This window comes from Variovorax ginsengisoli, assembly GCF_030486595.1.
In the GTDB taxonomy this organism is placed as follows: Bacteria; Pseudomonadota; Gammaproteobacteria; order Burkholderiales; family Burkholderiaceae_C; genus Variovorax; species Variovorax ginsengisoli_B.
Genome location: NZ_JAUJZH010000001.1, coordinates 227,555 through 248,123, shown reverse-complemented (window position 1 = coordinate 248,123; position 20,569 = coordinate 227,555). Strand labels below are relative to the sequence as shown.

Annotated in this window: 26 protein-coding genes; 18 read left to right on the top strand and 8 right to left on the bottom strand. The window is 67.3% G+C overall.

The window, feature by feature from the left end; translation table 11 throughout:
• Positions 1 to 40: 40 nt before the first annotated feature.
• The 15 genes from ubiE (at position 41) to QZH52_RS01140 (ending at position 12,497) form a co-directional block, all read left to right on the top strand.
• A complete protein-coding gene (gene ubiE / locus QZH52_RS01210; protein WP_301802635.1) occupies positions 41 to 772 on the top strand; it encodes a bifunctional demethylmenaquinone methyltransferase/2-methoxy-6-polyprenyl-1,4-benzoquinol methylase UbiE in 732 nt (243 codons plus the stop codon).
• Positions 773 to 800: 28 nt separating this feature from the next.
• Complete coding sequence (locus tag QZH52_RS01205) at positions 801 to 1,841, top strand: Tim44 domain-containing protein (protein ID WP_301802633.1); 1,041 nt, start codon at positions 801 to 803, stop codon at positions 1,839 to 1,841.
• A gap of 59 nt (positions 1,842 to 1,900) precedes the next feature.
• On the top strand, positions 1,901 to 2,452 hold the full coding sequence (locus QZH52_RS01200) for a ubiquinone biosynthesis accessory factor UbiJ (RefSeq protein WP_301802630.1): 552 nt from the start codon (positions 1,901 to 1,903) through the stop codon (positions 2,450 to 2,452).
• Positions 2,449 to 4,014, top strand: coding sequence for a ubiquinone biosynthesis regulatory protein kinase UbiB (gene ubiB, locus QZH52_RS01195; RefSeq protein WP_286523389.1), 1,566 nt, complete (start codon positions 2,449 to 2,451; stop codon positions 4,012 to 4,014). The genes QZH52_RS01200 and ubiB overlap by 4 nt, the downstream gene beginning before the upstream one ends.
• A gap of 16 nt (positions 4,015 to 4,030) precedes the next feature.
• Complete coding sequence (locus tag QZH52_RS01190) at positions 4,031 to 5,479, top strand: high affinity choline transporter 1 (protein WP_301802626.1); 1,449 nt, start codon at positions 4,031 to 4,033, stop codon at positions 5,477 to 5,479.
• Between the two features lie 87 nt (positions 5,480 to 5,566).
• On the top strand, positions 5,567 to 5,908 hold the full coding sequence (locus QZH52_RS01185) for an FmdB family zinc ribbon protein (RefSeq protein ID WP_301802624.1): 342 nt from the start codon (positions 5,567 to 5,569) through the stop codon (positions 5,906 to 5,908).
• Positions 5,909 to 5,916: 8 nt separating this feature from the next.
• Positions 5,917 to 6,537, top strand: a complete 621-nt coding sequence (locus tag QZH52_RS01180; protein WP_286536225.1) for a DUF502 domain-containing protein — start codon at positions 5,917 to 5,919, stop codon at positions 6,535 to 6,537.
• A 33-nt stretch (positions 6,538 to 6,570) separates the two neighbouring features.
• Positions 6,571 to 8,376 (top strand): aspartate--tRNA ligase, encoded by a 1,806-nt coding sequence (gene aspS / locus QZH52_RS01175; protein ID WP_301802619.1) that lies wholly within the window; start codon positions 6,571 to 6,573, stop codon positions 8,374 to 8,376.
• Between the two features lie 37 nt (positions 8,377 to 8,413).
• A complete protein-coding gene (nudB, locus tag QZH52_RS01170) occupies positions 8,414 to 8,881 on the top strand; it encodes a dihydroneopterin triphosphate diphosphatase (protein ID WP_301802617.1) in 468 nt (155 codons plus the stop codon).
• Positions 8,878 to 9,636: an endonuclease/exonuclease/phosphatase family protein gene (locus QZH52_RS01165; protein WP_301802613.1), complete on the top strand. Its 759-nt coding sequence runs from the start codon at positions 8,878 to 8,880 to the stop codon at positions 9,634 to 9,636. The genes nudB and QZH52_RS01165 overlap by 4 nt, the downstream gene beginning before the upstream one ends.
• A 68-nt stretch (positions 9,637 to 9,704) precedes the next feature.
• On the top strand, positions 9,705 to 10,436 hold the full coding sequence (folE, locus tag QZH52_RS01160; RefSeq protein ID WP_301802610.1) for a GTP cyclohydrolase I: 732 nt from the start codon (positions 9,705 to 9,707) through the stop codon (positions 10,434 to 10,436).
• 12 nt (positions 10,437 to 10,448) lie between these two features.
• The gene (locus tag QZH52_RS01155; protein WP_301802606.1) at positions 10,449 to 10,871 is read left to right on the top strand and encodes a BLUF domain-containing protein; all 423 of its coding nucleotides are present in this window, start codon (positions 10,449 to 10,451) and stop codon (positions 10,869 to 10,871) included.
• Positions 10,872 to 10,887: 16 nt separating this feature from the next.
• Positions 10,888 to 11,742 carry a DUF429 domain-containing protein gene (locus QZH52_RS01150; protein WP_301802603.1) on the top strand — a complete coding sequence of 285 codons (855 nt, stop codon included), beginning with the start codon at positions 10,888 to 10,890 and terminating at the stop codon, positions 11,740 to 11,742.
• A gap of 120 nt (positions 11,743 to 11,862) precedes the next feature.
• Positions 11,863 to 12,060 carry a CsbD family protein gene (locus tag QZH52_RS01145; protein ID WP_301802600.1) on the top strand — a complete coding sequence of 66 codons (198 nt, stop codon included), beginning with the start codon at positions 11,863 to 11,865 and terminating at the stop codon, positions 12,058 to 12,060.
• Between the two features lie 20 nt (positions 12,061 to 12,080).
• Positions 12,081 to 12,497 (top strand): BON domain-containing protein, encoded by a 417-nt coding sequence (locus tag QZH52_RS01140; protein ID WP_301802598.1) that lies wholly within the window; start codon positions 12,081 to 12,083, stop codon positions 12,495 to 12,497.
• Positions 12,498 to 12,573: 76 nt separating this feature from the next.
• Here QZH52_RS01140 and QZH52_RS01135 read toward each other — a convergent pair whose 3' ends face one another.
• The 6 genes from QZH52_RS01135 to QZH52_RS01110 all read right to left on the bottom strand — a co-directional run bounded on the left by QZH52_RS01135 (position 12,574) and on the right by QZH52_RS01110 (position 16,057).
• Complete coding sequence (locus QZH52_RS01135; protein ID WP_301802597.1) at positions 12,574 to 13,119, bottom strand: ferritin-like domain-containing protein; 546 nt, start codon at positions 13,117 to 13,119, stop codon at positions 12,574 to 12,576.
• Positions 13,116 to 13,562, bottom strand: coding sequence for a hypothetical protein (locus tag QZH52_RS01130; protein ID WP_301802595.1), 447 nt, complete (start codon positions 13,560 to 13,562; stop codon positions 13,116 to 13,118). Before QZH52_RS01130 ends, QZH52_RS01135 begins: the two co-directional genes overlap by 4 nt.
• Positions 13,552 to 13,932: a hypothetical protein gene (locus QZH52_RS01125; protein WP_301802591.1), complete on the bottom strand. Its 381-nt coding sequence runs from the start codon at positions 13,930 to 13,932 to the stop codon at positions 13,552 to 13,554. Before QZH52_RS01125 ends, QZH52_RS01130 begins: the two co-directional genes overlap by 11 nt.
• Before the next feature lie 26 nt (positions 13,933 to 13,958).
• Positions 13,959 to 14,333 (bottom strand): hypothetical protein, encoded by a 375-nt coding sequence (locus QZH52_RS01120; RefSeq protein WP_286523367.1) that lies wholly within the window; start codon positions 14,331 to 14,333, stop codon positions 13,959 to 13,961.
• Positions 14,334 to 14,384: 51 nt separating this feature from the next.
• On the bottom strand, positions 14,385 to 14,549 hold the full coding sequence (locus QZH52_RS01115) for a DUF1328 domain-containing protein (protein ID WP_286369177.1): 165 nt from the start codon (positions 14,547 to 14,549) through the stop codon (positions 14,385 to 14,387).
• Between the two features lie 167 nt (positions 14,550 to 14,716).
• On the bottom strand, positions 14,717 to 16,057 hold the full coding sequence (locus QZH52_RS01110) for a CHASE3 domain-containing protein (protein ID WP_436411521.1): 1,341 nt from the start codon (positions 16,055 to 16,057) through the stop codon (positions 14,717 to 14,719).
• A gap of 107 nt (positions 16,058 to 16,164) precedes the next feature.
• On the opposite strand from QZH52_RS01110, the gene QZH52_RS01105 reads away from it, so the two are divergent.
• Positions 16,165 to 16,797 (top strand): response regulator, encoded by a 633-nt coding sequence (locus QZH52_RS01105; protein WP_028249172.1) that lies wholly within the window; start codon positions 16,165 to 16,167, stop codon positions 16,795 to 16,797.
• Between the two features lie 20 nt (positions 16,798 to 16,817).
• On the opposite strand, the gene QZH52_RS01100 is transcribed toward QZH52_RS01105, so the two are convergent.
• Positions 16,818 to 17,222, bottom strand: a complete 405-nt coding sequence (locus tag QZH52_RS01100) for a response regulator (RefSeq protein ID WP_301802573.1) — start codon at positions 17,220 to 17,222, stop codon at positions 16,818 to 16,820.
• A 279-nt stretch (positions 17,223 to 17,501) separates the two neighbouring features.
• On the opposite strand from QZH52_RS01100, the gene QZH52_RS01095 reads away from it, so the two are divergent.
• Both QZH52_RS01095 and QZH52_RS01090 read left to right on the top strand, forming a co-directional pair.
• Entirely contained in the window at positions 17,502 to 17,705 is a 204-nt protein-coding gene (locus tag QZH52_RS01095) for a hypothetical protein (RefSeq protein WP_301802570.1), read from the top strand.
• A gap of 5 nt (positions 17,706 to 17,710) precedes the next feature.
• Positions 17,711 to 19,756: an AsmA family protein gene (locus QZH52_RS01090; RefSeq protein WP_301802569.1), complete on the top strand. Its 2,046-nt coding sequence runs from the start codon at positions 17,711 to 17,713 to the stop codon at positions 19,754 to 19,756.
• Positions 19,757 to 19,768: 12 nt separating this feature from the next.
• Here QZH52_RS01090 and QZH52_RS01085 read toward each other — a convergent pair whose 3' ends face one another.
• Positions 19,769 to 20,530 (bottom strand): HesA/MoeB/ThiF family protein, encoded by a 762-nt coding sequence (locus tag QZH52_RS01085; RefSeq protein ID WP_301802566.1) that lies wholly within the window; start codon positions 20,528 to 20,530, stop codon positions 19,769 to 19,771.
• Positions 20,531 to 20,569: the final 39 nt, after the last annotated feature.

The following is a 20,569-nucleotide window of genomic DNA, read 5'->3' as shown; positions in this document are numbered from 1 at the left end:
TCCGGCTTGAGGTGAACGCTTCCGGCCTAACATCAGAGGTATGAGCACCACCCATTTCGGATTCGAATCGGTCGACGAAAGCGACAAGGCCAAGCGCGTGCGCGGCGTCTTCGATTCGGTCGCCTCGCGCTACGACCTCATGAACGACCTGATGTCGATGGGCCTTCACCGCGCCTGGAAGGCCTACACGGTGATGGTCGCCAACGTCGGCGAAGGATCGAAGGTGCTGGACATCGCCGGCGGCACCGGCGACCTCGCGCTGGCCTTTGCCAAGAAGGTGGGCGCCAGCGGCGAGGTGGTCCACACCGACATCAACGAGGCCATGCTGCGCACCGGCCGCGACCGCCTGCTCGACGCCGGCGTCGTCCTGCCCACGCTGGTCTGCGATGCCGAGAAGCTGCCGTTCCCCGACAACCACTTCGATGTCGTGACCGTCGCCTTCGGCCTGCGCAACATGACGCACAAGGATGCGGCGCTGAAAGAAATGAATCGCGTGCTGAAGCCGCGCGGCAAGTTGCTGGTGCTCGAATTCTCCAAAGTCGCCAAGCCCCTGCGAAAGGCCTACGACTGGTATTCGTTCAGCGTGCTGCCGCGCCTGGGCAAGGTGGTGGCGGGCGACGACGCCAGCTATCGCTACCTGGCAGAGTCGATCCGCATGCATCCGGACCAGGAAGACCTCAAGACCCTCATGAAGGAGGGCGGTTTCGGTCATGTGGACTATCACAACATGACGGGCGGCGTGGTCGCCCTGCATGTTGGAATCAAGTGTTGAAGCTGTTTTTGGCCGAAGAGGAGACGTCATGAAGAAGTTTGGGTCCTTGTTGCTGGTGTGCGCATTGGCTGTCGTGAGCATCGATGCCAGTGCCGCCCGCATGGGTGGCGGCAAGTCGTTCGGCCGGCAATCCAGCAACGTGACGCAGCGTCAGGCGACGCCGCCCGCGACGCCCGGCGCGCCGGCGCAGACCGCGAACAGCGCCACGGCCGCCAAGCCGGCACCGGCGGCGCCCGCGGCCGCGGCGCCCAAGCGTCCGTGGGCCGGCATGCTCGGCGGCCTCGCGGCCGGCCTGGGCCTGGCCTGGCTCGCCCATTCGCTCGGCCTCGGTGCCGCCTTCGGCAACATCCTCCTGATCGGCCTGCTGGTGCTGGCCGCCGTGGTGGTCTGGCGGATCTTCGCGGCCCGCTCGCGTGCCGCGGCCGCGCCGCGCGCCGGCGGCTTCGCCTTCCAGGGCGCGGGCAGCCCGGCCGATGCCACCGCACCGCCCCAGTACAGCCCGCGCAACGTCGGCAACGACGCCTCGGCCAGGCCCTGGGAGAACCATGCCGCCGCTTTCGATGCCAGCGCGTCCCCTGTCGACCATCCGGCCGACCGCACGGGCGGCTCGTCGATGGCCGGTGCCGCCGCCGCGGGCGGCAGCACGATCGGCTCGGCTCTGGTCGGCTCGCAGTCCTGGGGCATCCCCGCGGGCTTCGATGCCGACGGCTTCCTGACGGCGGCCAAGCGCAACTTCGTCACGCTCCAGGACGCCTGGGACCGCGCCGACATCGGCACCTTGCGCTCGATGATGACCGACGGCATGGTCGGCGAAATCCGCCAGCAGCTCGCCGAGCGCGAGACCCACACCGGCGGCCAGCCGAACAAGACCGAGGTCGTGATGCTCGACGCCAAGCTGCTCGGCATCGAGGAACTGCCCGATGCCTACCTGGCCAGCGTCGAGTTCTCCGGCATGATCCGCGAGGACGTGTCGTCGGGCCCGAGCCCCTTCCGTGAAGTCTGGAACATGACCAAGGACACCAAGGGGAGCAGCGGCTGGCTGGTCGCGGGCGTCCAAGCGCTGCAGTAAACGCGAACTTCCCTTGGCCCCGGTCGCAAGACCGGGTCAAGAGCGGGAATAATGGGGACATGGTTACACCATCGTCCCCATTTGCTTTTTTGGAAGACCTCGCGAATCGCGTCGGCAGCCGCCTCCAACCCCCCGAGTGGGCGGTCCACGAGATCCAGCACCGCGCCGTCCTGTTCCTCAACCATGTGCTCCAACAGGAGCCCGAAGCGCAGCAGCGCCTGCTGCCGCTGCAGGGCCGGGTGGTGAAGTTCGAGTGGCGCTTCGTCACGATGCAGTTCGTCCCCACGCCGGCCGGCCTGCTCGACCTGGCTCCCGAAGGCGCCGTCGCCGAACTCACGCTGACCGTCACCGAGACTTCGCCGTTCGGCCTGGCCCGCGCGGCCTTCAAGGGCGAGAAGCCGGCGGTGCGCATCGAGGGCGATGTGCAGCTGGCGGCCGAGATCAACTGGCTGGTCGACCACGTGCGCTGGGACGTCGAGGACGACCTGGCGCGCGCCATCGGCGACGTGCCCGCGCACACCATCGCGACCGGGGCTCGCCGCGTGGTGGATGCGCTGCGGCAGTTCGTCGGCCAACGTCCGGGCAAGGCCGGCGGGTCTGCAGCCGAATGAGGCGGATCTACCGCGGCGTATTCATCGTCTGGGTCGCACTGCGCTACGGCCTCGACGAACTCGTCCTCACGAGTTTCCAGAAGCCCTGGCTGCGCGTGGTCGCACGCATCGTTTCGGTCGGGCGCAATCTCGACGCGCCGCGGGGCCAGCGGCTGCGCGAGGCGCTCGAACGCCTGGGCCCGATCTTCGTCAAGTTCGGCCAGGTGCTGTCGACCCGGCGCGACCTGCTGCCGCCGGACATCGCCGACGAACTGGCCTGGCTGCAGGACCGTGTGCCGCCATTCCCCTCCAAGGTGGCGATCGCGACCATCGAGCGCGCCTTCCGACGCCCGGTGAGCGACATCTTCGTGCAGTTCGACGAGACGCCGGTGGCCAGCGCGTCGATCGCCCAGGTGCACTTCGCCACCGTCCGCCTGGCCGATGGCTCGGTGCGCGACGCGGCGGTCAAGGTGCTGCGCCCGGGCATGCGCGACGTGATCGAGAAGGACCTGGCCCTGATGGCCATGATGGCCGGCTGGGTCGAGGGCCTGTCGGCCGACGGCAAGCGCCTGAAGCCGCGCGAGGTGGTCGCCGAGTTCGACAAGTACCTGCACGACGAGCTCGACCTGGTGCGCGAGGCGGCCAATGCGGCCCAGCTTCGGCGCAACATGGAAAAGCTCAACCTCGTGCTGATCCCCGAGATGTACTGGGACTTCTGCCACCCCGAAGTGATGGTGATGGAGCGCATGAAGGGCGTGCCGATCGCCCAGCTCGACCGCCTGCGCGCGGCCGGCGTCGACATCCCGAAGCTGGCCCGCGACGGCGTCACGATCTTCTTCACCCAGGTGTTCCGCGACGGCTTCTTCCACGCCGACATGCACCCGGGCAACATCCAGGTCAGCCTCGAGCCGGAGAGCTTCGGGCGCTATGTGTCGCTCGACTTCGGCATCATCGGCACGCTGACGGAGTCGGACAAGGAATACCTGGCGCAGAACTTCGTCGCTTTCTTCCGCCGCGACTACAAGCGCGTGGCCGAGCTGCACCTCGAGAGCGGCTGGGTGCCGCACGGCACCCGCATCGACGAACTCGAGGCGGCGATCCGCACCGTCTGCGAACCCTACTTCGACCGGCCGCTGAAGGAGATTTCGCTCGGCATGGTGCTGATGCGGCTGTTCCAGACCTCGCGCCGTTTCCAGGTCGAGATCCAGCCGCAGCTGGTGCTGCTGCAGAAGACCTTGCTCAACATCGAGGGGCTGGGTCGCCAGCTCGATCCCGAGCTCGACCTCTGGCACACCGCTAAGCCCTTCCTCGAGAAGTGGATGACCGACCAGATCGGCCCCCGCAAGCTGTTCGAGCAGCTGCGCGCCGAGGCGCCGCGCTACGCAAAATTGCTGCCGCAGCTGCCTCGACTGATGCACGATTTCCTGGAAAATCGCCCCCCGGACCACCGCCGCGAGCTGCTCGAACTGCTGGCTGCACAGAAGCGGACCAACCGGCTGCTGCAGGCGATCATCTACGGTGGCATGGGATTTGTATTGGGCTTGATCGCGATGCAGGTGCTGGTGCGCGTGCGTCTTTTCTGAGGAAGGAATTGCTGCCGTGCTGCTGACACTGGTCTTCGTCTACCTGCTGGTCACCATCGCCATCGGCCTGTATGCGGCCCGGCGGGTGAAGAACACCACCGACTTCGCGATCGCCGGCCGGCACCTGCCGCTCTACATGATCGTGACGACCACCTTCGCCACCTGGTTCGGCTCCGAAACCGTGCTCGGCATTCCGGCCAAGTTCATCGAGGGCGGGCTCAACGGCGTGATCGAAGACCCGTTCGGCGCCGGCACCTGCCTGATCCTGGTCGGCCTCTTCTTCGCCGGCAAGCTCTATCGCATGACGCTGCTGACCATCAGCGACTACTACCGCGAGCGCTTCGGCCGCACCATCGAGATCGCCTGCTCGCTGATCATCATGCTGAGCTACCTGGGCTGGGTGTCGGCCCAGGTCACGGCGCTGGGGCTGGTGTTCAACGTGCTCTCGGGCGGCGCGATCGGGGTTTCCCTGGGCATGGTGATCGGCGTCGTCTCGATCCTGGCCTACACCCTGTTCGGCGGCATGTGGTCGGTCGCGGTCACCGATTTCATCCAGATGATCATCCTGGTGCTCGGGCTGGCCGTGATCGCGGTTTTCGCCGGCAACATGGCCGGCGGCGCCGACAAGGTGGTGGCCTTCGCGGTCAGCAAGGACCTGTTCAGGTTCTGGCCCGAGCCGAGCTACAAGGACATGGTCTTCTTCTTCGCCGCCGCGATCACCATGATGCTGGGCTCGATCCCGCAGCAGGACGTGTTCCAGCGCGTCATGTCGGCCAACAGCGTCAAGTCGGCCACGCGCGGTCCGGTCATCGGCGGCATCGCCTACATCCTGTTCGCCTTCGTGCCGATGTTCCTGGTGGCGAGCGCGCTGCTGATCATGCCGGCCGAGACCGCCGACCTGCTGAAGGACGATCCGCAGAAGGTGCTGCCGACGCTGGTGCTGCAGAAGATGCCCTTCGTGATGCAGGTGCTGTTCTTCGGCGCGCTGCTGTCGGCCATCAAGTCGACCGCCTCGGCGACCTTGCTGGCGCCGAGCGTGACCTTCACCGAGAACATCTGGCGCCAGTTCCGGCCCGCGGGCAGCGACAAGTCCAACCTGATGACGATGCGCATCACGGTGCTGGTGTTCAGCGCGGCCGTGCTGGCCTATGCGATCCGCATGCAGGGCACCCCTATCTACGAACTGGTGTCCGGGGCCTACCAGGTGCCACTGGTGGGCGCCTTCGTGCCCCTGGTGTGCGGCCTCTACTGGCAGCGCGCGACCACCCAGGGCGCCGTGGCGGCCGTCGTGCTGGGCATCGGGACCTGGCTGCTGTTCCTCGGAATGCCGTGGGGCAAGGAGTTCCCGGCCCAGCTGGCCGGCCTGCTGGCTTCGTTCGGCGGCATGGTGGCCGGCTCGCTGGCGCCGCAGTGGGTGTCCAACACCCGCACGCCGCATCGGCCCTTGGCGGTCGATCCGGCCTGAACGCCCGCCCGCCCGAAGCGGGGGCGCCCTTATAATCGAGGGCTTTGCGAGCGGCCGCCGGCCGCTCCTTTTCCGCTTTCCAATCCCATGCCTATCTACGCCTACAAGTGCGGCGCCTGCGGCTTTGCCAAGGACGTGCTGCAGAAAATGTCCGACGCTCCGCTCTCGGAGTGCCCGGCTTGCGGCGCGAGCGCGTTCAGCAAGCAGCTCACCGCCGCCGGCTTCCAGCTCAAGGGCTCGGGCTGGTACGTGACCGATTTCCGCGACGGTGGCGGCAAGAAGGGCGACGGCGTCGACAAGACCGCCGCCCCCCCGGCCGCCGCGCCGGCTGACGGCACGGCCGCGGCACCCGCCGCCGCGCCCGCCAGCGCCCCGGCGCCCGCCGCGGCGGCCCCGGCCCCTGCCGCTTCTTCTTCAGGCAGCGACTGAGACCCCCCATGCTCGCGCTGCGCAAATGGCTGCTCTCCGGCTTGCTGGTCATCGTGCCGCTGGTCATCACGCTGGGCGTGCTGAACTGGATCATCGGCACGCTCGACCAGACGCTGTGGCTGCTGCCCGAGACGTGGCAGCAGTACCTGAACGAGCACAAGGTACGCGGGCTCGGCGTGCTGCTGACTCTGGGCATCCTGCTGTCGGTCGGCGCCATCGCGAGCAATTTCGTCGGCAAGCGCCTGCTCGGCTGGGGCGATGCCGTGGTGCGGCGCATCCCTGTCGTCCGCTCCATCTATTCCAGCGTCAAGCAGGTGTCCGACACGCTGTTCTCCGAGAACGGCAACGCCTTCCGCACCGCGGTGCTGATCGAGTGGCCGCGCGCGGGCGCCTGGACCATCGCCTTCGTGACCGGCACGCCCGGCCATGAGGTGGTCGGCCACCTGGGCGGCGGCGACTATCTCGGCGTCTACGTGCCGACCACGCCCAACCCGACGGGCGGCTATTTCGTGATGCTCAAGCGCAGCGACTGCATCGAACTCAAGATGAGCGTGGACGACGCGCTCAAGTACATCGTGTCGATGGGGGTGGTCGTTCCTGGCGGCCCCGCGACGATCGCGATCAAATAAAGACGCGCCCATGCGGCGCCGGGGAATCCATCTATGGCCATGCGTTCAATCTATTGCGGTCTCGTGACCGAAGCCCTGCTCGGACAGACCGTCACCCTGTGCGGCTGGGTTAATCGCCGGCGTGACCACGGCGGCGTGATCTTCATCGACCTGCGCGACCGCGAAGGCTACGTGCAGGTGGTGTGCGATCCCGATCGCGCCGCCACCTTCGCCGCCGCCGAAGGCCTGCGCAATGAGTTCTGCGTGCAGGTCACGGGCCTGGTGCGCGCGCGCCCCGAAGGCACGGTCAACGACAACCTCAAGAGCGGCAAGATCGAAGTGCTTTGCCACGAGATGAAGGTGCTGAACCCGTCGGTGACGCCGCCGTTCCTGCTCGACGACGACAACCTCTCGGAGACCACCCGCCTCACGCATCGCGTTCTCGACCTGCGCCGTCCGGCGATGCAGCGCAACATGATGCTGCGCTACAAGGTGACGATGGAGGCGCGCAAGTTCCTCGACGCCAACGGCTTCATCGACATCGAGACGCCGATGCTCGGCAAGTCGACGCCCGAGGGCGCGCGCGACTACCTGGTGCCGAGCCGCGTGCACGACGGCAGCTTCTTCGCGCTGCCGCAGTCGCCGCAGCTCTTCAAGCAGCTGCTGATGGTGGCCGGCTACGACCGCTACTACCAGATCGTCAAGTGCTTCCGCGACGAGGACCTGCGCGCCGACCGCCAGCCCGAGTTCACGCAGATCGACATCGAGACCTCTTTCCTGTCCGAGGAGGAGATCCGCGAGATGTTCGAGGGCATGATCCGCAACGTGTTCCGCAATGCGGCCGGCATCGAGTTGCCGGTGTTCCCGACCATGAGCTACGCTGACGCGATGTTCAAGTACGGCTCCGACAAGCCCGACCTGCGCGTGAAGCTCGAATTCACCGAGCTCACCGAGCTCATGAAGCGGGTCGAGTTCAAGGTGTTTTCCAATGCCGCCACGATGACCGGCGGCCGCGTGGTGGCGCTGCGCGTGCCGGGCGGCGGCGGCGAGGGCGGCCTGTCGCGCGGCGAGATCGACGGCTACCAGGAATTCGTCAAGATCTACGGCGCCAAGGGCCTGGCCTACATCAAGGTCAACGACGCGGCGCTGGGCCGTGAAGGCCTGCAGAGCCCGATCGTCAAGAACCTCGACGACGGCACGCTGGCCGAGATCATCGCCCGCACCGGTGCCCGCAATGGCGACATCCTGTTCTTCGGCGCCGACAAGGAAAAGGTCGTCAACGACGCTATCGGCGCACTCCGCGTGAAGATCGGCCACAGCGCCTTCGGCAAGAAGAACGGCCTGTTCGACGACCGCTGGGCGCCGCTCTGGGTGGTCGACTTCCCGATGTTCGAGTTCGACGAGGAAGGCCAGCGCTGGTCGGCCGTGCACCATCCGTTCACCGCGCCCAAGGACGGCCACGAGGACCTCATGGACACGGCGCCCGAGAAGTGCATCGCCAAGGCCTACGACATGGTGCTCAACGGCATCGAGATGGGCGGCGGCTCGGTCCGTATCCATCGCGAGGAAGTGCAGAGCAAGGTGTTCCGCGCGCTCAAGATCAGTGCCGAGGACGCGCAGAACAAGTTCGGCTTCCTGCTGGACGCGCTGCAGTACGGCGCGCCCCCGCACGGCGGAATCGCGATCGGGCTCGACCGCCTGGTGATGCTCATGACCGGCGCCGAGTCGATCCGCGACGTAATCGCCTTCCCGAAGACCCAGCGCGCCCAGGATCTGCTGACGCAGGCGCCGAGCCCGGTCGACGAGAAGCAGCTGCGCGAGCTGCACATCAAGCTGCGCAACGCGCCCCAGGCCGCCTGAGGCGGCCAAGGCGCAACTCAGGCAAGGGGTCGCCGACATGAGCGAGCGGCCTTGGAAAATCCCCGAGTCGGTGCTGGTCGTGGTCCACACGTCGGCGCTCGAGGTCTTGCTGATCCGCCGCACGGGCGACGACGACCTCTGGCAGTCGGTCACCGGCAGCAAGGATTTCGACGACGAGCCGCTTGCGCACACCGCCGCGCGCGAGGTCGAGGAAGAGACCGGCATCCAGTGCGGCGAGGGCAGCCCGCTGGCGCCGCGGCTGCTCGATTGGCAGCGCCGGAACGTCTACGAGATCCTGCCGCGCTGGCGCGCACGCTATGCGCCGGGCGTGAGCTCCAACACCGAACACCTGTTCAGCCTCTGCGTGCCGGCGCCGCTGGCGCCGCGGCTCGATCCTTGCGAGCACACGGCTTGGCGCTGGCTGCCCTACCGGGAGGCGGCAGCAGCGACTTTTTCCTCAACCAATGCCGCAGCCATCCTGCTCCTGCCACAATTTGCACGATGAATCCTCCGGCGACCAGCTTCCGCGTAGCCACTTACAACATCCACAAGGGTGTGCAGGGCATCGGCCCCGCCAGGCGGCTGGAGATCCACAACCTCGGCCATGCGATCGAGCAACTGGACGCCGACATCATCTGCCTCCAGGAAGTCCGCAAGATGAACCGCCAGGCGGCCGCGCGCTTCCATCGCTGGCCCGAGCTGCCTCAGGCGGATTTCCTCGCCCCGGAGGGCTACACGGCGGTGTACGAGACCAATGCGATCACCAAGCACGGGGAGCACGGCAATGCACTGCTCACGCGCTGGCCGGTGCTGCGCAAGACCCACCAGGACATCTCGGACCACCGCTTCGAGCAGCGCGGGCTGCTGCACGTGGCGATCGACCTCGATGGCCGCACGGTGCACACCATCGTGGTGCACCTGGGCTTGATCAAGGGCAGCCGGATCCGCCAGATCGCGCAGCTGCGCGAATTCGTCGAGCGCGAGATCCCGCCCGGCGAGGCGCTGGTGGTGGCCGGCGACTTCAACGACTGGGGTGCGCGCATGCGCTATGCGATGAACGCGATGGGCATGCGCGACTCCAGCGACCTGCGCGGGCCGCGAACGCTGACCTATCCCTCGCGCCTGCCGGTCGCACAGCTCGACTTCATCTATGGGCGACAGGTCGAGCCCGTTGCCAGCGCGGTGCCGCGCGGGCCGATCTGGGCCCGCATGTCCGACCACCTGCCCCTGGTGACCGACTTTTCGCTATCAAAACAATAGCTGCCTCGGCAGGCGGGGAGGGCGCCTTAGGGAGCCTGTGGGAATCCATTCGCTGATACGATGGGCGGATGCTCAGGACCATCGACGCCGTACCGCGCCCCGCCGCAGGGGATGAAGACGAGGGCACGCCCGTGTCCGTGAAGATTCGCGAGCGTCTCCTCGCTGCCCGCAAGCGCTTCAACGCCAACGACAACATAGCCGAGTTCATCGAGCCCGGCGAGCTCGAAGGCCTGCTCGACGAGGTCGAGGGCAAGATGAAGGACGTGCTCGAGAGCCTGGTGATCGATCTCGACAACGACCACAACACCGGCAACACGGCCCGCCGCGTCGCCAAGATGTACGTCAACGAAGTCTTCAGGGGCCGCTATGTGCCGCCGCCCTCGCTGACCGAGTTCCCCAATGCCGAGCACCTCAACGAGCTGATGATCGTCGGCCCGATCACGGTGCGCAGCGCCTGCTCGCACCATTTCTGCCCGATCATCGGCAAGCTCTGGATCGGCGTCATGCCGAACGAGAAGACCAACGTGATCGGCCTCTCGAAGTACGCACGACTGGCCGAATGGGTCATGGGCCGGCCCCAGATCCAGGAAGAAGCCGTGGTGCAGCTGGCCGACCTGATCCAGGAAAAGACCCAGCCCGACGGGCTGGCGCTGGTGGTCGAGGCCGAACACTTCTGCATGCAGTGGCGCGGCGTCAAGGAGATGGACAGCAAGATGATCAACTCGGTCATGCGTGGCGTCTTCCTGAAAGACCCCAACCTGCGGCGCGAATTCCTCTCTCTCCTGCCGCGCAAGCGCTAAGCCGGACACACCATGCTCGTACGCCTTCTCTACGCCAGCCGCGCCGTGGACACCAGCCAGGGCGCCATCGAGGCCATCCTCGCGCAAGCGCGCTCGCACAACACATCTTGCGGCATCACCGGCATCCTCTGCTACGGGGCCGGCGTGTTCCTGCAGGCGATCGAGGGCGGCCGGGTGGCGATCAGCGAACTCTACGGCCACATCCAGCGCGATCCGCGCCACAAGGACGTGGTGCTGCTGCACTACGAAGAGATCTCCGAACGCCGCTTCGGCGGCTGGACCATGGGGCAGGTCAACCTGTCGAAGCTCAACGCCTCGACCCTGCTCAAGTACTCGGAGCGCCCCGAACTCGACCCTTACGCGGTGTCGGGCAAGGTCTCGCTGGCGCTGCTCGAGGAACTGATGGCCACCGCCGCCATCGTCGGGCGCCACTGAAGCCCTGGCCTCCGGGGTGCCGCTGTCCGCAGATTCGCCGCCACTGCTCGGCTGCGATTTCTCGAGCGCGCCGAGCGTGCGCAAGCCGATCGTGGTCGCGCTCGGCGCGGCCTTGGACGGCCGTGTGGACCTGGCCGGCTTCGAGACCTTCGCCGCGCTCGACAATTGGACGCACTGGCTGCGCACGCTCCCGGCCTGGGTGGGCGCCTTCGACCTCCCGTTCGGACTGCCGCGCGAGTTGGTGGTGCAACTTGGCTGGCCGCTGGCCTGGGAGCCGCTGATCGCGCACTACGCGGGCCTCGGGCGCGACGAGATCCGACGCACTTTCGCCGCCTTCTGTGCCGCCCGGCCCAGCGGCGGGAAGTTCGCGCGCCGGCAGACGGATGGCCCTGCGGGCTCCAGCCCCTCCATGAAATGGGTCAACCCCCCAGTGGCGTTCATGCTGCATGCCGGCGTGCCGCGGCTGCTGGCCGCCGGCGCCGCGCTGCCGGGCCTGCACCCGCCGCTGCGGGTGGCGGGCGCGTCGCGCATCGCGCTGGAGGCCTATCCGGGCCTGCTGGCGCGCGAGCTGATCGGCCGGCGCAGCTACAAGAGCGATGCGGTGTCCAACCAAACCCTCGAACGCCGCCAGGCGCGGGCTGACCTCCTCGCCGCACTGGAGAGGGGCTCCGGAAGGCTCGGCCTGCGCCTCGCGCTGGACCCGGGCGCGCGCGACGCGTTGCTCGCCGACGCGAAGGGCGACCGTCTCGATGCGGTCTTGTGCCTCCTGCAGGCGGCCTGGGCCGAGGCGCGCCGCGACAGCCGCCCAGGGCCCGGCTACGGGCTTCCGGAGGCCATCGATCCGGTCGAAGGCTGGATCGTGACGGCCTGACTTCCCCGTGTCCTACAACAGGACGAGCCGCTGCCCGCCGCAGCGTCCGCTCCACCGCACTAGATTGAAAGCAGTGGTTCAGTCGAACCACCGATTCATCTCATTTGCGAAGGAAACGCCATGAACAAGGACCAAGTTGCAGGCCGCGTCGAAGAGGCCAAGGGCAAGATCAAGGAAGTCGCGGGCAAGGTGACCGGCAGCGACAAGCTTCAGACCGAGGGCGTGGTCGACCAGGCCGCCGGCAAGGTGCAGAAGACCTATGGCGACGTGAAGGAAAAGACCAAGGACGCCTTGAGAAGCGATCCCCAAAATCCGTAAGCGTGAGAAAGGAGCCATCCATGACCCCATCGAACAAACCCAGCGGGCGCGGCGCCGTGGCGCTGCTTTTGGCCGCCGGCGTCCTGGCTTTGGGCGCCTGCAGCAAGACAGACAACGAGACGACCATGGGCAAGAAGGTCGACTCGGCCGTTGCCAAGTCCGAGCAGGCCGGCACCACTGCCAAGGCCAAGACGGAGTCGGCCGCGGCATCGGTGGCCGGCGCCATGGACGATGCATCGATCACCGCGGCCGTGTCGACCGGACTGGCCAAGGACCCCGACCTGAGCGCGATCAAGATCGACGTCGACACCAAGGGCGGCCAGGTGACCTTGAGCGGGCCCGCGCCCAACGCCGCCGCCAAGGCGCGCGCCGAGGAGATCGCGAAGTCCGTCAAGGGCGTGAGCGGGGTCGACAACAGGCTCGAAGTGAAGATGTAGCCGCCGCTTCGGCGCGACACCCAGCAAAAAGCCCGGTTGCCCGGGCTTTTTGCTGGTTCTGCTGGCCGATGAGCGCTCAGTGACCGAGCCAGTCCTTCAGTTCATCGGCATGCTCTTCTTCGTCGCTCAGGATCTCTTCCAGCATGCGGCGGGTCGTCGGGTCCTTGTCGCCGATCAGCACGATCATCTGGCGGTAGGTCTCGATGGCGATGCGCTCCGCGATCAGGTTGGCGCGCACCATCGCTTGCAGGTCGAGCGATGCGTCATAGCTGGCGTGGCTGCGGCCCTGCAGGGTCTGGGGATTGAAATCGGGCTCGCCGCCCAGCTGCACGATGCGTTCCGCGATCTTGTCGGCGTGCGCCGATTCCTCGTTGGCATGCACCAGGAATTCATCGGCGATGGCTGGCGAGGCCTCGCCGCTGGCAGTGAAATAGTGGCGCTTGTAGCGCAGTACGCAGACCAGCTCGGTGGCCAGGGCGTCGTTGAGCAGCTTGACGATGTCGTCGCGCCAGGGGCCGTAGCTGGGCGTGACGGCCCCTTCTTCGAGGCTCTTCGAGGCCTTGTCGATCGCTGCCTGGTCGAGTTTCAGCGGTTCATGGCGCTCTTTGACGGCGGTGTTCATGGAGGGTCCTTTCGTGGGTTTGCGTTTTTCTGCATCAGCGTCGTCACCATGTCGGCGACGTCGGATGTCTTCACGACCGCGGCGAGCACCGCGGTGATCGAGAGCAATCGCCACGGCTTGACCAGCACCACCAGGGCACCGGCCGCGGCGGCCGCGCCGACCAGTTTGGCCGGCTCCTCGCGTGCATAGCGCTCGAGCAGCGGACGCGCCAATTGGCCCGCCGCATTCGCCGGGTGCCGGCGCCACCAGCGGCGCACCACGCCGCGGGCCACCGAGGACCAGGCGAAGTGGTCGTATACCGCAGGACGGACTGCAGGCGCAGGCAAGGCAGACAGTTCGTCTTGGGGCGCCTCGGGCCGGTCTCCCTGCAGCTGCGCAACCAGCGCCCGGCGCGACAGCGCCAGCCGTTGCTGGGGCGTGAGCGGCTGGCGTTCAGCGCCCATGACGTTCTCCGGCCACCCGCAGCGCCCGCACGTCCGCGTCGAGCTGGCTGCGGAGGTCGTCGAAGGCGTGGAAAGGCCGGGGACGCGCCGCGGCCAGCGCCGAGAACAAGGCGATCACGATCGCCACGCCGGGCACTGCCGCCAAGACCCAATGAAAACTGCCATGCAGCACGCCGAGCATCACGGCGACGCCGACCAGGCCAAGGGCCAGCATGCCGCTGACAGCCGCGATGACACCCGCCATGACCTTCGAGATGAGGCCCTGGCTCGCAACCTGGGACTCTTCCCGGATCAGCGCGCCGTAGTTGGCGAGATGTTCGGCGACGAGTTCCGGGTGACCGAGCACCGTGGAGACAATGGGATGGAACATGGTGCTGCGGCGGCCGGTGCGGGGGATCAGTAGTCGTCGCGACGGCGGCTGGCCAGGACGATCAGCGCCGTGATGGCGGCGCCGGCTGCGGCGGCCACCAGCACCGAGCGAACCGGCTGGTCGGCGATGTACTTGCCGGTCACATCGGCCGCGGCCTCGAGGCGGCGCTGGGCCCGGGCGCTGGTGGTCGACGCGGCATCGAGCCCGCGCTGCACCGCCTGCTGGACCCGCGCCGCCAGTTGCTCCACCGCCGGCTCGGCATCGCGACGCAGGTCGCGCACCTTCTCGCCGGCCGCATTGACCGCGTTCTGCGCATAGGCCCGCGTCGTGTCGATCGCGTCGTTGGCCGTCTGGCGCGCGTCTTCGGCGAGCTGTGCGGGCGTCTTGGTGGTCGTGTTCATGAAATGAGTCCTTCCGAAAAATGATTGCGTGACCTGTCCATCGTAACGACGCTAGCGGCGTCGCATCAAGCCCGCGATGAAGCTGGCGAGGGCCAGGACAAGGAAGATGACGAAGAGAATTTTCGCGATGCCCACGGCACTGGCCGCGATGCCGCCGAAACCGAACAGCGCGGCGATCAAGGCAATGACCAGGAAGACGACGGCGTAGTGCAACATGCTGACTCCTTTTCCGAGGGATGGCCCCCGTGGATGCAAAAACAGCGCGTTCTGGTTCCGAACGGCTTGGCATCCACGTTAAGGGCATGGTCGCCCGGAACCTGTCAGCAGCCGCGGCCTGGGGGCGTAGGAGAGGACCGAAAGGGGCGCCTCGCGGGCCGGCCGCCTCAGGCCTGCCTGGCCGGCAGGATGGCGCTCAGGTGGGTGCCCTTGCCGGGCGTCGACGCCACGCTGAGCTTGCCCTTGGCGGCTTCGACCCGGTGCCGCATGCCGGCCAGGCCGTGCGTCGTCGGACGGGTGCGCTGGGTGTCGAAGCCCTGGCCGTTGTCGATCACTTCGACCACCACGTGGTTGCCGTAGTTCTTCATGACGATGCTGGCTTCGGTGGCCTGCGCGTACTTGCCGATGTTGGTCAGGCTCTCCTGCACCATCCGGTAGGCCGTGAGCTGGTTGTCCTCGTCGAGATCGACCGGCTCCAGCACCATCTCGATCTCCATGCCCGACTGCTCGGCGAACTCGCGGCCCAGTATTTCGAGCGATGCGATCAGCCCGAGGTTGGACAGCGATGACGGGCGCAGGTCCTCGATGATCCGGCGCTTGAGCGCGATGCCGCTGTTGAGCAGTTCGTTCAGGTGCTGCAGCCGCTGGATGGCGTCCGGCGAATCGCCGAGCCTGGATTTCAGGCGCGCGACGTCGAGCTTGGCGGCCGTCAGGAGCGAGCCCAGTTCGTCGTGCAGCTCGCGCGCCAGGAAGCCGCGCTCGGATTCGCGCACCTGCTGCAGATGGGTGGCGAGTTCGCCAAGCGTCGCCGTGCGCTCGCGCACCTCGCCTTCGAGCGCGTTGCGTTCGCGCTGCAGCGCCTCTTGCTGCCGCTCGCCGACCAGTTGCAGCGCATGCGTCTGGCGCAGGTAGAGGTAGAAGGCCAGCAGCCCCGCCAGCGTGACCAGGGTGATGCCGATGCGCCCCAGGCGCAGTGAGCTGGCGATCTGGCGCTGGCTGCGCGTCAGCTCGTCGTTGCTGATCGCGATCAGCTGGCCGACCTGCTGGCGGATGGCCTCCATCTCCTCGCGGCCGACATCGGTGGTGATCACGAACTTCCAGGCGTCCTCGTTGCCGCTCTGGCGCAGGCGCACGCTCATTTCCATTTCGGCGAGCTTGCGCGACACGTGCTTGGAGAGTTCGCCGACCCGCGTCAGTTCGCCCGGGCGCCGGGCGTAGAGGCCCTGCAGCGTGGCCAGGTTGCCTTCCACCTGTTTGACGGCGAGGTCATAGGGCTCGCGATAGCGGGCTTCCCCTGTCAGCAGGAAGCCCCGCTGGCCCGTTTCGGCATCGAGGACGTTCTGCAGCACGAGGTTGAGCAGGCCGCGCGCCTTTTGCGCGTCGCCGACATCCTGCAGGGCGCGGTGCGACTGTTGGTAGCCTGCCTCGTTGATGCCCACCAGCGCCAGGGCCGCCAAGGCGGCGAGCGCCAGCCCGAGGGCCATCTTGGGAAAAGCTAACCAGCGCATGAGGTCTCCGAGCAATGCCTGCAGATCAAATTCGGGAATAATCGGAGCCGACCAGGGACCGGCATGTTGCGACGCAAGAGGCCGCGATACAACGACGAAGGTAACAGATGATCAAGATCGGAATTGTGGACGACCACGCCATCGTGCGCTCCGGCTTGCGGCAGTTCTTTTCGGAACATGTCGACCTGCGGGTGGTAGGTGAGGCGGCCAGCGGCCGCGAGGCGATCGAGCTCGTGCGGACCACCGAACTCGATGTGCTGGTGATGGATCTGTCGATGCCGGGCCAAAGCGGCATCGACGCCCTGGCGATGATCCGCGCCAAGGCGCCGGACGTCGGCATCCTGATCCTCAGCGGCTATCCGGAAGAGCACTATGCGATGAACCTGATTCGCCAGGGCGCCAGCGGCTATCTCAACAAGGAGTGCGATCCGATCGAGATCGTCAATGCGATTCGCACCATCTCGCTCGGTCGTCGCTACATCACCCCTGCGGTGGCCGAACTGCTGGCGCGCCAACTCGACCGCAAGGACGACGCGGCGCCGCATGAACAGCTGTCGGAGCGGGAGTTTCAGGTGTTCCTCAAGCTGGCCAAGGGCGAGACCGCCGGCGATATCGCCAAGACGCTGTCGCTGTCGGTGAAGACGGTGAGCACTTACCGGACGCGGCTGATGGAAAAAATGAATCTTTCATCGAACAGCGACCTGACCTACTACGCGCTGAAGAACAAGCTGATCGACTGAGCCCGAGGCGTCCAGCGCCGTCAGTTGCTGCTCTGCGAGACCCTCGACGCGGACGCCTGCTCGATGCAGAAGTCGATCAGTCCGTCGATTTCGTTGGATTTGTCGAACACCGCATCGACCCCGAACTGGGCGCAGCGTTTGCGGATGTCGGGGGTGGCGTAGTTGCTGAGCACCACCACCTTCTGGTTCGGCCGGCGCGAGCGGCATGTCTGCAGCACGCCCAGCCCGCTGCCCTGCTTCAGGAACAGATCGACGATGGCCAGTTCCCACTCGTCGGCATGGTCGGTCAGCCATTGGCTGGCCTCGGCCTCGGTCTCGGCAAAGCCGATCGCCGAAATGCACGTAAGCTCCTCCAAAGTGCCGACGAGGTTCTCTCGGATCGTGACGTTGTCTTCGACGATGTAGGTCTTTAATCTTGGGTCCATGAGAACCGCTGTCCCCCGGGGGCGCTTTCTTGGTGGACTGGATTGTCTCCAAGGAAAGCCCGCGGTGGCAATGCTACGGAGTTGTTCGTTCGCATGATGAAGGTTTGCGCGGCCTGCGGCTGTAGGCTGGTTCTTACGCGCCGATGAGAACGCACCCGTAGGCGACGCCGCACACCGTTTGTACTCGGCCGCCGACCCGCCGGACGTGCAAGGGGATCCATGCTTGCACCCACTGGCGGCGGCCCGCCGACCATTTCACAATTTCTGCAAGGTGCGGCAATGAACATCATCTGGGGCTCCATCGCGATCGGTCTGCTGGCGCTCGCCGGCGGCGTCGCCGTGGCCGGCGGCGAGCCGGCGGTGGCCGAATTGCGGTTGGCCGAGGCGGCCACGAGGGCGGCTGCCGCCGGGATCGCTGCCGTCTGCGTCCGCGAGGCGGCCCAGGGCCTCAGCGCGGTGCATACGGGCGCGCCGATCGATTGAAGCCCATGCCGACCGCTCCCGCCGCCTCCCCGCCGCGCCGCCGGCGCTGGGTGACGCTCGGCGCGCTGGTCCTGGGCCTGGTCCTCGCATTGCTGCTGCTGGCAGCTTTCTTCCCGTGGGACACACTGCGTGCGCCGGTCAATCGCTATGTCAGCGAGCAGACAGGGCGCAAGTTCGAGATCACGCGGCATCTCGACGTCGCCCTTGGCTGGCGGCAGGCGACGGTCAAGTTCGACGGCATCGAGTTCGCCAACCCGTCGTGGGCCCGGGATCCTTATCTCGTTCGTGCCGAAAAGGCCGAGTTCGACATCCGCTTCTGGGAGTTGCTGCGGCGCCGCATCGTCTTGCCGCGACTGGTGCTGAGCCGGCCATCGCTCGGCCTCCAGATGGAGGAGGACGGCCGCAAGACCTGGGCGCTCGGCAAGGACAGCGCCGACCCGGCAACGGTCCCGGTCATCGGCCTGATCCAGGTCGACGACGGCAGCATCGACTTCCTCGCCAAGGCGCAGGCCCTCGATCTGCACGCGGATTTCAGCTTCGACAGCAGCCGCGGCGACTTGCCCGTCGACTACGAGATCAAGGGTCGCTACCGGGGGCAGCCAATGTCCGCGGTGGGGCGCACCGGCAACGTGCTGCAGCTGACGTCCGTCGGCCAGCCGCCGTTTCCGATCGAGATCGACCTGAAGGTCGCGCAGACCCGCCTGACGGGCAAGGGCACGGTGGCCGAGCTGGCCGACCTGGACGGCCTCGACGCCCAGGTCGAGATGAGGGGGCCGAACCTGGGCCGCCTCTATCCGGCGCTGGGCATCGCGTTGCCGCAGACGCCGCCCTACGCGCTGAGCGGAAACCTGCGAAAGAACGGCGAGCTCTGGGAAGTTCGCGGCCTGAAGGGACGCCTGGGCCTGTCCGACATCGGCGGGGACATGCAGTTCGACAAGTCGCAGCAGGTGCCGCACCTGGGCGGCACGCTGCGTTCGCGGGTCATGGACATGGATGATCTCGGCCCGCTGATCGGGCTGCCACCGACCGCGCGCTCGGCCAACGCGGTCGAGGGCGTGGCCGCACCGCCCGGCATCGCGCAGGTCGACAAGCAAAAGCGCAACGACCCCGCGCGCAAGGTGCTGCCGGACGCGACCCTGGATTTCGAGCGGCTGCGTGCCATGAACGCCGATGTCAGCTACACCGCGGAGCGGATCCAGAACGTGCGCGAGCTTCCGCTGGACAAGGGCAGTGTGCAGGTGAAGCTGAAGGACGGCGTGCTGACCCTGGACCCGCTCGATCTCGGCGTGGCGAGCGGCAGGATTGCCGGCGCGATCCGAATCGATGCAACGCAGAATCCGGCCGACATCCGTGCGGCGCTCGATATCCGCGGGATGCAGCTCAATCGATTGATTCCGAAGGTCGATACCCTGAAGACCAGTTTTGGCCGACTGGACGGCCGGATCAACCTGTCGGGCCGCGGCAACTCGGTGGCGGCCTGGCTGGCCAATTCGTCTGGCGACGTCGCGGCGCTCACCGGGCGCGGGCAGTTCAGCAACCTGCTGCTCGAGTTCCTCGGCCTCGACGGCGGCGAGATCATCAAGTTCCTGCTCGAAGGCGACCACAACGTGGAACTGCGCTGCGCCGCCGTGGCCTTCGACGTCGAGAAGGGCGTGATGAACGGCCGCACCCTGCTGTTCGACACCAGCGACACGGTGTTCCATGGCACCGGCAGCATCAACCTGGCCGACGAGCGCATGGACCTCATCGTCAAACAGGCGCCGAAGGACAAGAGCATCCTGGCGCTGCGCACGCCGCTGCGGGTGCGCGGCACCTTCGCGGCGCCGAAGGCCGGTGTGGAGGTCGCGCCGCTCGCGGCCCGCGGCGCTGCGGCGCTGGCCCTGGCGGCGATCAATCCGCTGCTGGCGCTGGCGGCGACGGTCGAAACCGGTCCGGGCAAGGATGCGGACTGCACCGAAGTGCTGACCGAGGCCAAGACCCCGTCGTCGCGCGCCGCCAAGGCGGGCGCCGCCAAGGCGAAGCAGCAGCCGACGCCGGCAGGCGGCAGCTGAGTCGAACCGGCCTCAGGACGGCGGCGGGCGGTGGCCGCACACCCCGCAGCCCGGGTCGCGGGCCACGCCCAGCGAATCGAAGGCCGTGCGCCGGCCATCGAACATCAGCAGCCGGCCCGCCAGCGATGGCCCGATGCCGGCCAGCAGCTTCAGGGCTTCGCTGGCCTGCAGCGTGCCGATGGTCCCGACCACGGGCGCGAAGACGCCCAGCACGGCGCAGCGGGTCTCCTCGAACTCGGCCTCCGGCGGGAACAGGCACGCGTAGCAGGGCGACGCCGGATCGCGCGTGTCGTAGACGCTGAGCTGGCCGTCGAAGCGGATCGCCGCCCCCGCCACCAGCGGCTTGCCATGGGCGACGCAGGCGCGGTTCACCGCCTGCCGGGTCGCGAAGTTGTCGCAGCAATCGAGCACCACGTCGGCGTCGGCCACCAGCCGGTCGAGCAACTCGGCGTCGGCGCGCAGGCGGTGGGTCTCGATCTGGATGTCGGGGTTGATGGCGCGCATCGCCTCGGCCGCGGACTCGACCTTCGGCATGCCGACGCGGGCCGTGGCGTGCGCAATCTGGCGCTGGAGATTGGTGAGGTCGAGGTCGTCGTCGTCGACCAGCGAGATGCGGCCGACGCCGGCCGCGGCCAGGTAGAGAAGGGCGGGCGAACCGAGCCCGCCGGCGCCGATCACCAGAGCATGGCCGGCGCTCACCCGCGCCTGGCCGTCGATGCCGAATTCCTCCAGCAGGATGTGGCGCGAATAGCGCAGCAGGTCCTGGTCTTCCATGCGCCGCGCGGAACCGACCGCCGGGGCGGGCCCCCTGAG

Bases quoted from the DNA above. Each gene is read 5' to 3' on its own strand.
- ubiE (WP_301802635.1), top strand. From the start codon at position 41: ATGAGCACCACCCATTTCGGATTCGAATCGGTCGACGAAAGCGACAAG.
- QZH52_RS01205 (WP_301802633.1), top strand. From the start codon at position 801: ATGAAGAAGTTTGGGTCCTTGTTGCTGGTGTGCGCATTGGCTGTCGTG.
- QZH52_RS01200 (WP_301802630.1), top strand. From the start codon at position 1,901: ATGGTTACACCATCGTCCCCATTTGCTTTTTTGGAAGACCTCGCGAAT.
- ubiB (WP_286523389.1), top strand. From the start codon at position 2,449: ATGAGGCGGATCTACCGCGGCGTATTCATCGTCTGGGTCGCACTGCGC.
- QZH52_RS01185 (WP_301802624.1), top strand. From the start codon at position 5,567: ATGCCTATCTACGCCTACAAGTGCGGCGCCTGCGGCTTTGCCAAGGAC.
- QZH52_RS01180 (WP_286536225.1), top strand. From the start codon at position 5,917: ATGCTCGCGCTGCGCAAATGGCTGCTCTCCGGCTTGCTGGTCATCGTG.
- aspS (WP_301802619.1), top strand. From the start codon at position 6,571: ATGGCCATGCGTTCAATCTATTGCGGTCTCGTGACCGAAGCCCTGCTC.
- nudB (WP_301802617.1), top strand. From the start codon at position 8,414: ATGAGCGAGCGGCCTTGGAAAATCCCCGAGTCGGTGCTGGTCGTGGTC.
- QZH52_RS01165 (WP_301802613.1), top strand. From the start codon at position 8,878: ATGAATCCTCCGGCGACCAGCTTCCGCGTAGCCACTTACAACATCCAC.
- folE (WP_301802610.1), top strand. From the start codon at position 9,705: ATGCTCAGGACCATCGACGCCGTACCGCGCCCCGCCGCAGGGGATGAA.
- QZH52_RS01155 (WP_301802606.1), top strand. From the start codon at position 10,449: ATGCTCGTACGCCTTCTCTACGCCAGCCGCGCCGTGGACACCAGCCAG.
- QZH52_RS01145 (WP_301802600.1), top strand. From the start codon at position 11,863: ATGAACAAGGACCAAGTTGCAGGCCGCGTCGAAGAGGCCAAGGGCAAG.
- QZH52_RS01140 (WP_301802598.1), top strand. From the start codon at position 12,081: ATGACCCCATCGAACAAACCCAGCGGGCGCGGCGCCGTGGCGCTGCTT.
- QZH52_RS01135 (WP_301802597.1), bottom strand. From the start codon at position 13,119: ATGAACACCGCCGTCAAAGAGCGCCATGAACCGCTGAAACTCGACCAG.
- QZH52_RS01130 (WP_301802595.1), bottom strand. From the start codon at position 13,562: ATGGGCGCTGAACGCCAGCCGCTCACGCCCCAGCAACGGCTGGCGCTG.
- QZH52_RS01125 (WP_301802591.1), bottom strand. From the start codon at position 13,932: ATGTTCCATCCCATTGTCTCCACGGTGCTCGGTCACCCGGAACTCGTC.
- QZH52_RS01120 (WP_286523367.1), bottom strand. From the start codon at position 14,333: ATGAACACGACCACCAAGACGCCCGCACAGCTCGCCGAAGACGCGCGC.
- QZH52_RS01115 (WP_286369177.1), bottom strand. From the start codon at position 14,549: ATGTTGCACTACGCCGTCGTCTTCCTGGTCATTGCCTTGATCGCCGCG.
- QZH52_RS01110 (WP_436411521.1), bottom strand. From the start codon at position 16,057: ATGCGCTGGTTAGCTTTTCCCAAGATGGCCCTCGGGCTGGCGCTCGCC.
- QZH52_RS01105 (WP_028249172.1), top strand. From the start codon at position 16,165: ATGATCAAGATCGGAATTGTGGACGACCACGCCATCGTGCGCTCCGGC.
- QZH52_RS01100 (WP_301802573.1), bottom strand. From the start codon at position 17,222: ATGGACCCAAGATTAAAGACCTACATCGTCGAAGACAACGTCACGATC.
- QZH52_RS01095 (WP_301802570.1), top strand. From the start codon at position 17,502: ATGAACATCATCTGGGGCTCCATCGCGATCGGTCTGCTGGCGCTCGCC.
- QZH52_RS01090 (WP_301802569.1), top strand. From the start codon at position 17,711: ATGCCGACCGCTCCCGCCGCCTCCCCGCCGCGCCGCCGGCGCTGGGTG.
- QZH52_RS01085 (WP_301802566.1), bottom strand. From the start codon at position 20,530: ATGGAAGACCAGGACCTGCTGCGCTATTCGCGCCACATCCTGCTGGAG.